Here is a 12,931-nt window from a genome sequence, read left to right on the forward strand (position 1 = left end):
ACCACTGTACCGTCTGGACGGTACAGCCGCCACCGTATGCTGGAGGCATGTCCGAGCGACCGAGCGCCCGCGAAGCGATCCTCGACGCCTTCGTGGAGGTGGTGGTCGAGCAGGGCGAGCGAGCAGCCACCCTGCAGGCGGTCGCCGAGCACGCGGGGGTCTCGAAGGGTGGCCTGCTGTACCACTTCGGCTCACGGGAGGCGCTCGTCGAGGGGCTCGCCGAGCGGCTCGCGGCGCTCGGCGCCGAGGACGCCGCCCATCTGCAGGAGACGGACGATCCCGTCGCACGCTTCATCCGCGGCTCGATCGTGCGCGAGACGCCGATCGACCGCGCATTCGTCGCCGCCTTCCGCCTGATCCAGTCGGGCGAGCACGCAGCCCTGCGGGAGGCTCTGCAGGGCGTCGACGCCGGCTACCGCGACGTCATCGCCGACGCGATCGGCGACGACCTCGCACCCGTCGTGACGCTCATGAGCGACGGCTTGTACCTGCGCTCGGGCCTCGACACGGCGTGGGCGCCGAGCGACGCCGACGTCGAGCGCATCGTCGCCGCGGTCGACGACATCGTGCGCCGCGCGCGCGGCTGACGCGGCCCGCCGCTACGCGCGCTCGGCGATGATCGCCGCGAGCTCGGCGGGCTTCGACCACATGGGCCAGTGGCCCGTCGGCAGCTCGACGATCGTCAGCGCACGCTGCTCGGCCAGGCCGCGCAGGAAGGGTGCGCCCTGCTCGGCGTAGGCACGGTACTCGTCGCCCGAGAACGCCGTGGCGACGAGCGTCTGCGGCACGTCGAGCCTGCGCTCGTCGCGCAGCACGACGGCGTCGCGCACGATCGCCGCCGGCTCGAGCACCGCCCGCTCGCGGAACGTCGCGAGCTGCTCGTCGGTCAGGTCGCGCATCGAGCCGCCCTCCAGCTCGTCCTCCCACGCGTCGTCGAGGTGCAGGCCGTCGCCCTCGAGGCTCGCATCCATCGACGCACCGTCGACGACGGGGCACGTGTCGACCCACACGACGTGGCGCACGGCATCCACCGCGCGGTCGAGGGCGGCCGTGGCGGCGAACGCGGACCCCGAGTGCGACACGAGCACGGCAGGGCCGTCTCCCATGGCGTCGAGGATCGCCTGCACGTGGCTCTCGACCGTCACGGCGTCGGGGTCGGCGCCCGGCTCGAGGCCGGGGAGGGTGAGCGCGACGACGTCGTGGCCGGCGGCACGAAGCCGCTCGGCGACGTCGTCCCACGCCCAGGCGCCGAGCCAGAAGCCCGGCACGAGCACGATGCGAGCCTGATCCGTCTGCGTCGAGGTCATGGCCGAGACGCTAGCCCCGGCCCCCGACACCGCGCCAGACGCGGCGAGCGCTACAGCTCGACGATGTCGATCTCGCGGATCGACTCGGCCTGGATGGCCTCGCCGATCTCGGCGAGCAGCGCCTCGGGCGCCGCCTGGTCGACCGTGATGATCGACAGCGCCTTGCCGCCTGCCGACGTGCGCGCGATCTGCATGCCCGCGATGTTGATGTCGGCCTCGCCGAGCGCGCGACCGTAGATCGCGACGATGCCCGGGCGGTCCTCGTACGTCATGACGACGTGGTGCGACGCGAAGGGCACCTCGACGTCGTGGCCGTTGATCGACACGATCTTCGCGACCTGCTTCGGACCGGTGAGCGTGCCGGTGACCGACACGCGCTGGCCGTCGCTCGTCGCCGCGACGACCGAGACCGTGTTGCGGTACTCGTCGCTGCGCTCGTCGACCGTGAGCTCGCTCGAGACGCCGCGCTCCTGCGCGATGACCGGGGCGTTGACGAACGTGACGCCCTGCTCGCTCACGATGCGCGAGAAGAAGCCCTTGAGCGCACCGAGGCGCAGCACCTTCACGTCGTACTGGGCGAGGTCGCCGTGCACCTCGACGTCGACCGACTCGACGGGGCCTGCGGCGAGGCCCGCCGCGAACTGGCCGAGCTTCTCTGCGAGGGCGATGCCGGGTCGCACGTACGGGTCGATGACGCCGCCCGCGACGTTCACCGCATCGGGCACGAGGTCGCCTGCGAGCGCGAGCCGCACCGACTTCGCCACCGCGACGCCGGCCTTCTCCTGCGCCTCGTCGGTGGAGGCGCCGAGGTGCGGCGTGACCTGGATCGTCGGCAGCGACGTCAGCGCGTCGTCCTTCGGCGGCTCGGACACGAAGACGTCGAGTCCCGCACCCGCGATGCGACCCTCGCGCAGGGCATCCGCGAGCGCGGCCTCGTCGACGATGCCGCCGCGGCTCGCGTTCACGATGCGCAGGCTCGGCTTCGCGAGCGCCAGCTGCGGCGCGGCGATGAGGCCCGTCGTCTCGGGCGTGCGCGGGATGTGGATCGTGATGAAGTCGGACTCGGCCATGAGCTCGTCGAGCGAGCGCAGCTCGACGCCGAGCTGCGCGGCGCGCGCGGGGCTCACGTACGGGTCGAAGGCGATCAGGCGCACGCCGAAGCCCGCGAGGCGCTCGGCGACGAGCACGCCGATGCGGCCGAGGCCGACGATGCCGATCGTCTTCTCGTAGAGCTCGACGCCCGTGAACTGGCTGCGCTTCCACTCCCCCGCCTTCAGCGAGGCGTGGGCGGCCGGGAGGTGCCTCGCGAGGCCCAGGATGTGCGCGATCGCCAGCTCGGCGGCGGAGATGATGTTGGAGGTCGGCGCGTTGACGACCATGACGCCCGCCTTCGTCGAGGCCGGCACGTCGACGTTGTCGAGGCCGACGCCCGCACGGGCCACGACGCGCAGGCTCGGCGCGGCGGCGAGCGCCTCCGCGTCGACCTGCGTGGCCGAGCGCACGAGCAGCGCGTGCGCGTCGGCGAGGGCCGACAGCAGCGCCGGGCGGTCGGTGCCGTCGACGTGGCGGACCTCGAAGTCCGGTCCGAGGGCGTCGATGGTGGCGCTCGAGAGGGTCTCGGCGATGAGGACGACGGGCTTGGACACGCGGATGCTCCTCGAGGTGCGGCGGGGGCTCGGCACGTGGGCGGTGCCTCGACGAGCCTAGCGAGCGCGGAGGGCGAGCGCGGGCATGGCGGACTCGCAGCGTCACGGTGGAGACTCGTGTCCCATGATCATCGTCACGACGAACGACCTCCCCGGCTTCCGCATCCTCGCGGTCCACGGAGAGGTCATGGGCCTCACGGTGCGCAGTCGCGACGCCGGCACGACCTGGCTCGCCGGCATGCGCTCGATCGGCGGCGGCGAGATCCCCGAGTTCACCCAGATGCTCATCGAGTCGCGCATGCAGGTCATGGGTCGCATGGTCGAGGAGGCGCAGCGCCGCGGCGGCAACGCGATCATCGCCATGCGGTTCGACGCGAACGAGATCGCGCAGGCGTGGACCGAGATCTGCGCCTACGGCACGGCCGTCACGGTCGAGCCGATCGCCGACGGCCCCGGCTCGACGGCGCAGTCGCAGCAGCTCGCCGCGCGGCCCGTGCCCCAGCTGCAGCCGCAGGCGCCTGCGCAGGGCTACGCACCGCCGCAGATGGTGCCGCCGATGCCCGGCCAGGTGCCGTGGCCGCCGCAGGGCGCACCGGGGCCGCCGCCGCCGCCGCGCGGCTGACGCGCGCGTCGATCGCGCCGCCCGCCGTGCGGGAGGATGGAGGCGATGGATCCCTTCCTCGTCGCCCAGTGGGTGCTGCGCATCGTGCTCGCCGTCGTCTTCGTCGCGATGGGCGCGCTGCACTTCGTGCCGCGGGTGCAGCGCGGGATGGAGGCGATGATCCCGCCCGGGATGCGCGGCACCGGCATCCGCTCGCCGCGCACGCTCGTGCTCGTGTCGGGCGTCGCCGAGATGCTGGGCGGCCTCGGGCTGCTCGCACCGTGGTGGCCCGTGCGGTTCGCCGCGGGCATCGGCCTCATCGCGCTGCTGGTCGCGGTCTTCCCGGCGAACGCCTACGCGGCACGGCACCCCGAGCGCTTCGGCCCCCTGGCGGTGCCGCTCGTGCCGCGAGCGGTCGGCCAGCTCGTGCTCGGCGCGCTCGTGCTCGTCGCCGCGATCTGACGCGGCGCGGCCGGCCCTAGCCGGCGAAGGCGGCGGCGGCGGCCTGCCGCGCGAGCTCCTCCAGCAGGAGCGACAGCTGCGCGCTCACGGCGAGGCCGAGCACGAGGATGCCCGCGCGCGCCGCCAGTCGGCGCCCGCGCGCGACCGCCGATGCGGCGGCGAACAGCACCGGCGGCACGGCGACGCCCGCGTACAGCACCGCCCACGGCACCGCGTCGGGCATGCCGACCTGCGCGTAGACCTCCGGCAGCCCGACGAGGTTCGAGACCGCCGAGTACAGCTGGTAGGCGAACAGCACGACGAACACGAGCATGACGATGACGACGTCGCTGCGGCGCTCGACGCGCTCGACAGGCTCGTCGCCGAGCACGGCATCCGCGTCGGCCTCGGCGTCGACCTCGGATGCGGGCGCGGAGCCGCGCGGGCTCGTCGGCTCGTCGACGGGCTCGGCCGTCGCCGTCTCATCGGGCTCGACGCCGTCGTGACGATCGGTCATGCGAGCACCCCCACGAGCAGCGGCCACGGTGCCGTGACGACGACGCCGGCGATCCACCACGGCACGGGCTGCGGCGCGAGCCGGCGGGCGGCGAGCCACCAGCCGATCGGCGCGAGCACCGCGAGCAGCTCGCCGAGCTGGTACATCGCGAGGGAGAGGATCGTCTGCTGCTGCGCCGGGTTCTGCAGCATGACGGCGACCCACCCGACGGCCCATGCGATGGCCAGCACCAGGAAGAGCCCCGCGACGATGCGCGTGCCGAATGCTGCACCCGTCGCGACGACGGGGGCGGCGGTGCCGACGGCAGCCGCGTCCGCTGCGGCGTGCGCCTGCGGGTCCTGCGTCACGAGCGTGTCGTCGGCGTCGTCGCCCTCCCAGCTGAGGGCATCGCGATCGTCGTCTGGCACGCGGGAACCCTACCGGGCGGGGCTATGGGTCACCGGCCGGGTCGCGCGCTGCGGCCTGCGGCCTCACGCAGCCCGACGGCCGCGCAGCATGCGGCGCACGCGCATCGCGAGCGCGCAGGCGACGGTCGCGACCATCCAGAGCACGACGATCGGGCCGAGGTCGGCGATGCCGACCGTCGCCGTCGTCGCACCGTCCGCGCTGGTCGACGCCTCGAACGCGACGGCCGAGAAGAGCCCCGTGGCGATGCCGTCGTCCGGTCCGGCCGTCGCGATCACCACGATCGCCGCCGCCAGCACGGTCGACGCGGTCGCGAACGCACCGAGCGCCAGCGCCCGTGCCGCATCCTGTGCGAGTGCCATGATCCACCCCGTCCACCCGACCGTCGCGGTCGAGTGCAGAACGTGCACCACGCTCTTCGACTCGACGCAACCGGCTGGCTCCGGGCTGTGGAGAGAGCGGCGTCAGCGCGCTGCGGCGAGCCGCCGCACCCAGGCGCCGTGCGCATCCGCGAGCGCGACGGGGCGCTCGTCGATCGCGATGCAGAAGTCGGCCACGCCCGGTGCGACGTCGATCGCGTCGAGGCGCTCGCGCACGACCGGCAGCACGTCGAGGCCCTCGTCGGAGATCCACGTCGCGTCGCTCGCTCGCACGGTCTCGGCGAACGCATCCCGGCCCTCCGCCTGCACGTGCGCGAGCACGGCCGTGTGGAGCACGACGGTCGTCGCGGCGCGACCTCGCGCCTCGTCGACGAGCGCGAGCGTGCCGTCGAGCAGGTCGCCCGCGCGCACCTCGGTGCCGTGCTCGCGAGCGATGGCGACGGCGGCGTGCAGCCGGTCGACGCGGTCGCGATCCGGCTCGCCATCGCCGACGGACCAGATGAGGGTCTCGAGCCAGCGCACGTCGTCGTCGCTCGCCGCCGAGCGCGGGGCGATGTCGAGGCCCGCGCTCCATGCGATCTCGGGCATCGTCGGCACGCGGCCGTCGAGCCTCGCCGACAGCCTCGGGGCGGCCGGATCGCCGAGCACGCGCTCCCCCGCGTCCGTCTCGTAGCCGTACGACCAGCGGCCGGGCTGCAGGCACAGCCCCATGGAGGCGCCGACCTCGACGATCGCGAGCGGCTGCGGCAGCGACGCGAACGCCGGCAGCAGCGTCGCGAGCCTGCGCGCCTCGTTCGTCTGCGTGCGGCGCGTGCGGATGCCGTGCTCGATCGCATCCCAGCGCTCGTGCACCACGGGCGCGGCCTCGGCCCACGACATCCGCGTGTCGACGCCCGCGAAGCGGATGGCCGACAGCACGAGGTTCGGCTGCTGCTCGATGCGCGTCAGCGGTGCGAGCCGAGCGACCAGCTCGGGGTCGGTCGCGACCCCGTGCGCCCAGTCGGCGTAGCGAGGCGAGCGCAGGTCGCCCTCGAGCTCGGCGAAGCGCAGCCAGCGCTCCGCGACCGCCGACTGCGCCGTCTCGTCCTCCACGCCCCGAACCTCGTGAGGTTCTCGGCCGCCTTCGAGGTGAGAAGCGGCCGAGAACCTCACGAGGTCCGGCGGGAGGCGCGGCTACTGGTTCGAGAAGGCCGCGTCGAACGATGCCGTGGGCAGGGTCCAGAGCAGCTGGCGGATGCGCGTGACCGCCTCCGCAGCGCCGACGAGCCGATCCATGCCGGCGTCCTCCCACTCGATCGAGATGGGGCCGTCGTAGCCGATGGCCGCAAGGGCGCGGAAGGCGTCCTCCCAGTGCATGTCGCCGTGCCCCGTCGACACGAAGTCCCAGCCGCGTCGCGGGTCGCCCCACGGCAGGTGCGAGCCGAGGATGCCCGCGCGGCCGTTCTGCGGCCGCAGGCGCGTGTCCTTGCAGTCGACGTGGTAGATCCGGTCCTGGAAGTCCCAGATGAACGCGACCGGGTCGACCGACTGCCACAGCATGTGCGACGGATCCCAGTTGAAGCCGAACGCCTCGCGGTGGTCGATCGCCTCGAGCGTGCGCACGCTCGTCCAGTAGTCGTACGCGATCTCGCTCGGGTGCACCTCGTGCGCGAACCGCACGCCCTCGCCGTCGAACACGTCGAGGATGGGGTTCCACCGCCGCGCGAAGTCCTCGTAGCCCGCGTCGATGCGGTCGGCGGGCACGGGCGGGAACATCGCGACGTACTGCCAGATCGACGAGCCCGTGAAGCCCACGACGGTGTCGACGCCCAGCTTGCGGGCGACGCGCGCCGAGCGCTGCATGTCCTCCGCAGCGCGCCGGCGAACGCCCTCCGCCTCGCCGTCGCCCCAGACGTACGGGCGCAGGATCGCCTCGTGCCGGAAGTCGATGGGGTCGTCGCACACGGCCTGGCCGGCGAGGTGGTTCGAGATCGCGAAGACCTGCAGCCCGTGCCGGTCGAGCACGTCGAGGCGCGACCGCACGTACGCGTCGTCCTCGTCGGCGCGAGCGAGGTCGAGGTGGTCGCCCGATGCGGCGATCTCGAGGCCGTCGTAGCCCCACTCGGCCGCGAGCCTCGCCACCTCCTCGAACGGCAGGTCGGCCCACTGTCCCGTGAACAGCGTCACGGGGTGCCGTGCCTGCTGCGTCGTCTGCTCGGTCATGCGGCCACGCTCCTCGCTCGCGCGGTCGTCTCGATCCACTCGCCGGAGGCCGCCGACCGCAGCACCGCATCCGTGAGCACGGCGGCGCGGAGGCCGTCGCGGAAGGTGGGGAGCCCGTCGGGCGTCGCACCCGCGATCGCCGCGTACGCGTCGGCGACGAAGGCGTCGAAGGCGTCCTGGTAGCCCATCGGATGGCCGGCGGGCACCCGCGAGAGGCGCGCGGCGTCGGGCGAGAGCGACTCGGGGTCGCGCTGCAGCAGCCGCGACCCCGCGCGCTCGCCGATCCACAGCTCGTCGGGCCGCTCCTGCTCGAAGCGGTACGACGCGTCGGCGGCGTGCCACTCGATCGTGAGCGCGTTCTTCCGCCCCGGCGCCATCTGCGTGACGAGCGCGGTGCCGACGGCGCCGCCCTCCAGGCGGAAGAGCACGCCCGCGATGTCCTCGTTCGCGACGGATGCGTCGCCGCGCTGGTCGAAGACCGTGCGCGTCGTGGCGGCGAGGGAGGCGATGCGCTCCCCCGCCACGAACTCGACGAGGTCGAGGAGGTGCGAGCCGATGTCGGCGAACGCCCGCGAGGGTCCGCCGAGCGCCGATCCCGCGCGCCAGTTCTCGTCGTCGGCGAGCAGCATCCAGTCCTGCAGGTAGGCGGCGTCGACCGACAGCAGCGCGGCGCCGGATGCGGCCAGGCGCGCCCGCGCCTCCCGCACCATCGGGTGGTAGCGGTACACGAACGGCACGGCGCCGACGAGACCGGCGTCGTCGAGCGCGTCGACGAGCTCCTGCGCCTCGTCGACCGACGTCGCGAGCGGCTTCTCGCACACGACGTGCCTGCCTGCGGCGATCGCCTGGGCGGCGAGCGTCGCGTGCGTCGTGTTCGGCGTGCACACGTGCACGACGTCGACGTCGGCGGCGACGAGCGATGCGGCATCCGGCAGCGCGTGCGCGACGCCGAGCGCCGCAGCGGCCTCGGCGGCCCGAGCCTGCGACGACGACGCGATCGCGACGAGCTCGGCGCGGGCGGATCGGGCGGCGTGCGCGTGCACGCGCGCCATGAACCCGCCTCCGAGGATGCCGACGCGGGGCGCCGTCACGCCCGCACCCCGTCATGGGCGGCGGTCGGGTCGAAGTCGGTCTCGACGGGCACCATGGCCTCGACCGACGAGTCGAGCGTCACGGGCTGGCCGGTGCGGATCGACTCGTCGATCGCGATCATCGCCTCCAGCACGTGCAGCGCGAGCTCGCCCGACGCGCGGTGCGGCCTGCCCTCGCGGATGGCCCGCACCATGTCGACGATGCCGATGCCGCGGCCGCCCACGGCGCCCTCGACCTCGACGGCCTCCCAGGCCGAGTCGGCGCGGAAGTCGTCGCCGACGCGCGTGACCTCGAGGTCGCCCTCGAACGTGTTGGGGTCGGGGATGCGCAGCGTGCCCTCCGAGCCCGTGATCTCGACGACGCCTGCACGACGGTAGGCGGTGTCCCACGAGAACGTCGACTGCGCGACGCCGCGCTCGAGCTCGAGGTTGACGTGCACGTGCGTCGGCACCGCGACCGGGAAGGTCTCGCCCGCCCGGTCGCCGACCTTGATCGTGCGGGTCGTCTGCGGCGTGCGGCCGATCGCCGAGACGCGGCGGATCGCGCCGAGCGCGCTGACGAGCGTCGTCAGGTAGTACGGCCCCATGTCGAACACGGGCCCCGCCCCGGGCGCGAAGAGGAACTCCGGGTTCGGGTGGAACAGGTCGGGGCCCGCGTACTGCATGACGGTCGTCGCGCCGATGGGCTCGCCGATGACGCCGCGCTCGATGGCGCGCAGCCCGCTCTGCACGCCCTGGCCGAGCACGGTGTCCGGCGCGATGCCCACGCGCAGCCCGAGCTCGTCGGCGCGCGCGAGGAGCGCGCGGGCGGAGTCGAGGTCGACCCCGATGGGCTTCTCGCTCCAGACGTGCTTGCCCGCCTCGAGCGCCTGCAGCGACACCTCGACGTGCGCAGCCGGGATCGTGAGGTTCACGACGAGCTGCACGTCGGGATGCGCGAGCACCTCGGCGGGGCTGCCCGCGAAGGGCACGCCGTGCTTGTCGGCCTGCGCCCTGGCCCGGTCGACGTCGAGGTCGCCGAGGATGACGACGTGCACGTCGGGGTACTGCGCGAGGTTCGTGAGGTACTGCTCGCTGATCATGCCGGCGCCGATGAAGCCGATGCCGACGGGGGTGTGCAGCGTCACGCTGCCTCCTTCTGTGCTCACTTGACGGCTCCGGCGGAGAGTCCGGCGACGAGGTGCCGCTGGACGAGCAGGAAGCCGACGAGGATGGGGATCGAGACGACGATCGACGCCGCCATGAGCTGGTTCCACAGCACGTCCGACTCCGACGAGTACGCCTGGAGGCCGATCGGCAGGGTGCGGGTCGCGTTGCTCGACAGCACCGCGGCGAAGAGCACCTCTCCCCACGCGCTGATGAACGAGTACACGGCGACCGCGACGATGCCGGGACGTGCGACGGGCAGGATGACGCGGAACAGCGCGCCGAGCCTGCCGGTGCCGTCGATCATCGCAGCCTCCTCCAGCGCTGCCGGGATCGCGCGCATGTAGCCCGTGAGCATCCAGATCGAGAACGGCAGCGTGAACGTCATGTACGTGACGATCATGCCGAGCAGGCTGCCGGTGAGCTGCAGCCCGATCGTGCGCTGGATCTGCGTGAAGATCAGGAAGAGCGGCAGCAGGAAGAGGATGCCGGGGAACATCTGCGTCGACAGGATCACGAGGCTGAAGGGCCGCTTGGCGCGGAACGACAGCCTCGCGAGCGCGTAGGACGCGAGGATCGACACGATGACCGAGAAGGCCGTCGCCGTCACGGTGACGACGAGCGAGTTCATGAAGTAGCGCGCGAGCGGCACCGTCGACCACATGTCGATGAACGGCTGGATCGTCCACGTCGACGGGAACCACACGAACGAGCCCGACACGTCCGACAGCGGCTTGAACGCCGTCGTGACGATGATCCACAGCGGCACGAGCACGAACAGCGACAGCAGCGTGAGGGTGATGGCCCTCGCGACCTTGAAGCCACGGGTCTCAATCATCGAGCTCGCCTCCCTTCGGCAGCACGAGTCGGATGTAGAACACCGACACCACGAGCAGCGCGAGCAGCAGCAGGAAGCTCATCGCTCCGCCGGCGCCGAAGTCCCACAGCAGGAACGAGTTCTGGTAGATGAGCGGCGAGATCAGCAGCGCCTGCGCAGGCGACTGCGGACCGAACAGCACGTACGGGATGTTGAACTGGTTGAAGAGCCACAGGCCGAGGATCAGCACGAGCGCCGCGTTCGCGTGGCGGATCATCGGCAGCGTGATCGTCCAGAACTGCTTCCAGTTCGAGGCTCCATCGAGCGCTGCCGCCTCGTAGACGTCGGTGGGCACGTTCTGCAGCGCCGCGAGGAGCATGAGGAACGCGAACGGCCACATCGACCAGATCGACACGACGACGAGCGAGATGAACGAGTTGTCGCCGATGAGCCAGTAGGGCCGGTCGTCGGTGAGGCCGAGCAGGTCGACGACGACCTGGTTCACGACGCCGTCCTGCTGGTTGAGCATGAAGCCCCATGCGAGCGTGCCGACGTAGGTGGGGATGGCGTACGGCACGAGGAAGAGCGTGCGCAGCAGGCCACGGCCCTTGAAGCTCGACGTGAGGAACACGGCGGCGGCCATCGCGAGGATCCACGAGACGCCGAGGGTCAGCACGACGTACACGGCGGTGCGGCCGACGGAGCCGATGAACTCCGAGCCGATGGCGCTCGTGGGGTCGAGGCCGCGGACGAAGTTGTCGAGGCCGACGAACGGCGCCTGCAGCCAGTTGCGCAGGCTGCGCTGGTTCAGCTCGATGAAGGCGATCCACACACCGAGGACCATCGGGATGATGTGGATGAGCAGCTCGAGCAGCACGGCGGGCAGGATCAGCAGGTACGCGAGCCTGCGGTCCTTGCGCTGCTGCGTGCCGCGGCGGGGCTTCGCGGATGCCGTGGGCGCCGGCGTGGGCGCCTCGGTGTCCGGGCGGGTGGCGGTGGTCGTCATGAGGGACCCTCCCGTCGGGGGCCGACGCTCGCGCGCCGGCCCCGTCGGGGTGGTGTCAGCGGACCTCGCCGTTCGCGGCCGCCAGGCGGCTGGCGACGTCGGCGTCGCCGCCGGTCGCGAAGGCCTGGAACGACTCGCGCACGGCGTTGCCGACCGCGGCCTCGATCTCTCCGATGTTGCCGACGAGCGGGAAGGGCGCGGAGGCGTTGGCCTGCGCGTCGCGGCGCACCTCGAGCGTCGTGTCGCCGGAGTCGGCGAGCAGCGGCTCGTCGTACGCGTCGGTGACGACGGGCAGGAGGCCGAAGGCGGAGGCGAGCTCGGCCTGCTCCTCGACGCTCGTCATGTGCTCGACGAACTCGAACGCCTGCTCCTGGTTCGGGGAGTCGACGAGCACGGTGATGTTCGTGCCGGCGATCATCGACTCGACGTCCTCGCCGCCGTCGAGCACGGGCGTGGGCGCGATCGCCCAGTCCGTGAAGTCGCGCGAGGTGAACTGCTCGATGGGGTTCTGCTGCAGGATCATCGCGGCGTCGCCGTCGATGAACTGGTCGACCGCGTCGGCGCCGAGGTCGATCTCGGCGTTGCTGGGCGCCATGATCTGCGCATCGGTCATGAGCCCGACGTACGCCTCGACGCCGGCGACCTGGCCGTCGCTGTCGAGCGTCGACGCGCCGTCGTCGTCGACGAACGCGCCGCCGTGCTGCTGGCCGAGGATGAAGGCCATGTGGGCGTTCTGCTGCACGTTCGCGGCAGCGCCCGAGTAGCCCCACTGGTCGATGGCGCCGTCGCCGTCGGTGTCGACGGTGAGCTGCTGCCCGACCTCGACGAACTCCTCCCACGTCGCGGGCGGCTCGGCGATGCCGGCCGCCTCGAACAGCGTGGGGTTGTAGTACAGCGAGTACACGTTGGAGAGGAAGGGCACGGCGTCCTGCGTCTCGCCCGGCACCTGCGCGGCCTCGTAGACGGCGGGCACGAAGCGGTCCGATCCGCCGAGCCAGTCTAGCGAGTCGCCCTCGACGGTCGACAGCGCTCCCGTGTCGTGCAGCGAGCCGGTCCAGGTCGTGCCGATGTTCAGCACGTCGGGGCCGGTGCCGGAGGAGATGGCGGTGAGGATGCGGTTGTAGAGGTCGGCCCACGGGATGACCTCGAACTCCACCTCGATGCCGGTCTCGTCGGTGAAGCGGTCGATGGCCTCCTGGTAGGCGGCCTCGGAGTCGCCGATCGTGGCGGTCTGCTGCGTGGCCCACCAGGTGATCGAGCCGCCCTCGGCGTCGTCGCCGCCTCCTGCCGAGCAGCCGCTGGCTGCCAGCAGCACGGTGGCGGCGGCTGCGGCCCCAGCGATGGTCTTGATGCGCGTCATCGGAACTCCTTC

At 72.4% G+C, this 12,931-nt stretch carries 15 protein-coding genes; 3 read left to right on the forward strand and 12 right to left on the reverse strand.

Annotated features, from left to right (window positions below; translation table 11 throughout):
- Positions 1-47: 47 nt before the first annotated feature.
- Positions 48-587, forward strand: a complete 540-nt coding sequence (locus ACFQPP_RS09010) for a TetR/AcrR family transcriptional regulator (protein ID WP_376916241.1) — start codon at positions 48-50, stop codon at positions 585-587.
- A gap of 12 nt (positions 588-599) precedes the next feature.
- Here the strand turns inward: ACFQPP_RS09010 and ACFQPP_RS09015 are convergent, their stop codons facing one another.
- Together ACFQPP_RS09015 and serA are read right to left on the reverse strand one after the other, a co-directional pair.
- Positions 600-1,307 (reverse strand): alpha/beta fold hydrolase, encoded by a 708-nt coding sequence (locus tag ACFQPP_RS09015; RefSeq protein WP_376916242.1) that lies wholly within the window; start codon positions 1,305-1,307, stop codon positions 600-602.
- A gap of 50 nt (positions 1,308-1,357) precedes the next feature.
- On the reverse strand, positions 1,358-2,953 hold the full coding sequence (serA, locus tag ACFQPP_RS09020; protein WP_376916243.1) for a phosphoglycerate dehydrogenase: 1,596 nt from the start codon (positions 2,951-2,953) through the stop codon (positions 1,358-1,360).
- A 124-nt stretch (positions 2,954-3,077) separates the two neighbouring features.
- Between serA and ACFQPP_RS09025 the strand changes: the two genes are divergently transcribed.
- Together ACFQPP_RS09025 and ACFQPP_RS09030 are read left to right on the forward strand one after the other, a co-directional pair.
- Positions 3,078-3,575, forward strand: coding sequence for a YbjQ family protein (locus ACFQPP_RS09025; RefSeq protein WP_376916244.1), 498 nt, complete (start codon positions 3,078-3,080; stop codon positions 3,573-3,575).
- Positions 3,576-3,620: 45 nt separating this feature from the next.
- Entirely contained in the window at positions 3,621-4,016 is a 396-nt protein-coding gene (locus tag ACFQPP_RS09030; protein WP_376916245.1) for a DoxX family membrane protein, read from the forward strand.
- 16 nt (positions 4,017-4,032) lie between these two features.
- On the opposite strand, the gene ACFQPP_RS09035 is transcribed toward ACFQPP_RS09030, so the two are convergent.
- From ACFQPP_RS09035 to ACFQPP_RS09080, 10 genes are all read right to left on the reverse strand, one after another.
- A complete protein-coding gene (locus ACFQPP_RS09035) occupies positions 4,033-4,512 on the reverse strand; it encodes a hypothetical protein (protein WP_376916246.1) in 480 nt (159 codons plus the stop codon).
- Positions 4,509-4,919, reverse strand: coding sequence for a hypothetical protein (locus ACFQPP_RS09040; RefSeq protein WP_376916247.1), 411 nt, complete (start codon positions 4,917-4,919; stop codon positions 4,509-4,511). Before ACFQPP_RS09040 ends, ACFQPP_RS09035 begins: the two co-directional genes overlap by 4 nt.
- A 63-nt stretch (positions 4,920-4,982) precedes the next feature.
- Positions 4,983-5,279 (reverse strand): hypothetical protein, encoded by a 297-nt coding sequence (locus tag ACFQPP_RS09045; protein ID WP_376916248.1) that lies wholly within the window; start codon positions 5,277-5,279, stop codon positions 4,983-4,985.
- 102 nt (positions 5,280-5,381) lie between these two features.
- Positions 5,382-6,389: a DUF2332 family protein gene (locus ACFQPP_RS09050; RefSeq protein WP_376916249.1), complete on the reverse strand. Its 1,008-nt coding sequence runs from the start codon at positions 6,387-6,389 to the stop codon at positions 5,382-5,384.
- 81 nt (positions 6,390-6,470) lie between these two features.
- Complete coding sequence (locus ACFQPP_RS09055) at positions 6,471-7,499, reverse strand: sugar phosphate isomerase/epimerase family protein (protein ID WP_376916250.1); 1,029 nt, start codon at positions 7,497-7,499, stop codon at positions 6,471-6,473.
- Entirely contained in the window at positions 7,496-8,590 is a 1,095-nt protein-coding gene (locus ACFQPP_RS09060; RefSeq protein ID WP_376916251.1) for a Gfo/Idh/MocA family protein, read from the reverse strand. The genes ACFQPP_RS09055 and ACFQPP_RS09060 overlap by 4 nt, the downstream gene beginning before the upstream one ends.
- Positions 8,587-9,717, reverse strand: coding sequence for a Gfo/Idh/MocA family protein (locus ACFQPP_RS09065; protein ID WP_376916252.1), 1,131 nt, complete (start codon positions 9,715-9,717; stop codon positions 8,587-8,589). Before ACFQPP_RS09065 ends, ACFQPP_RS09060 begins: the two co-directional genes overlap by 4 nt.
- 17 nt (positions 9,718-9,734) lie before the next feature.
- Positions 9,735-10,574 carry a carbohydrate ABC transporter permease gene (locus tag ACFQPP_RS09070; RefSeq protein ID WP_376916253.1) on the reverse strand — a complete coding sequence of 280 codons (840 nt, stop codon included), beginning with the start codon at positions 10,572-10,574 and terminating at the stop codon, positions 9,735-9,737.
- Positions 10,567-11,559, reverse strand: a complete 993-nt coding sequence (locus ACFQPP_RS09075; protein WP_376916254.1) for a carbohydrate ABC transporter permease — start codon at positions 11,557-11,559, stop codon at positions 10,567-10,569. The genes ACFQPP_RS09070 and ACFQPP_RS09075 overlap by 8 nt, the downstream gene beginning before the upstream one ends.
- 55 nt (positions 11,560-11,614) lie before the next feature.
- Positions 11,615-12,919, reverse strand: coding sequence for an extracellular solute-binding protein (locus tag ACFQPP_RS09080; RefSeq protein ID WP_376916255.1), 1,305 nt, complete (start codon positions 12,917-12,919; stop codon positions 11,615-11,617).
- Positions 12,920-12,931: the final 12 nt, after the last annotated feature.

The organism is Agrococcus sp. GCM10030265, from assembly GCF_042666675.1.
Classification (GTDB): Bacteria; Actinomycetota; Actinomycetes; order Actinomycetales; family Microbacteriaceae; genus Agrococcus.

Excerpts from the sequence above, each read along its gene's own strand:
- ACFQPP_RS09015 (WP_376916242.1), bottom strand. The coding sequence starts at position 1,307 with ATGACCTCGACGCAGACGGATCAGGCTCGCATCGTGCTCGTGCCGGGC.
- ACFQPP_RS09055 (WP_376916250.1), bottom strand. The coding sequence starts at position 7,499 with ATGACCGAGCAGACGACGCAGCAGGCACGGCACCCCGTGACGCTGTTC.
- ACFQPP_RS09070 (WP_376916253.1), bottom strand. The coding sequence starts at position 10,574 with ATGATTGAGACCCGTGGCTTCAAGGTCGCGAGGGCCATCACCCTCACG.
- ACFQPP_RS09075 (WP_376916254.1), bottom strand. The coding sequence starts at position 11,559 with ATGACGACCACCGCCACCCGCCCGGACACCGAGGCGCCCACGCCGGCG.
- ACFQPP_RS09025 (WP_376916244.1), top strand. The coding sequence starts at position 3,078 with ATGATCATCGTCACGACGAACGACCTCCCCGGCTTCCGCATCCTCGCG.
- ACFQPP_RS09080 (WP_376916255.1), bottom strand. The coding sequence starts at position 12,919 with ATGACGCGCATCAAGACCATCGCTGGGGCCGCAGCCGCCGCCACCGTG.
- ACFQPP_RS09030 (WP_376916245.1), top strand. The coding sequence starts at position 3,621 with ATGGATCCCTTCCTCGTCGCCCAGTGGGTGCTGCGCATCGTGCTCGCC.
- ACFQPP_RS09035 (WP_376916246.1), bottom strand. The coding sequence starts at position 4,512 with ATGACCGATCGTCACGACGGCGTCGAGCCCGATGAGACGGCGACGGCC.
- ACFQPP_RS09045 (WP_376916248.1), bottom strand. The coding sequence starts at position 5,279 with ATGGCACTCGCACAGGATGCGGCACGGGCGCTGGCGCTCGGTGCGTTC.
- ACFQPP_RS09010 (WP_376916241.1), top strand. The coding sequence starts at position 48 with ATGTCCGAGCGACCGAGCGCCCGCGAAGCGATCCTCGACGCCTTCGTG.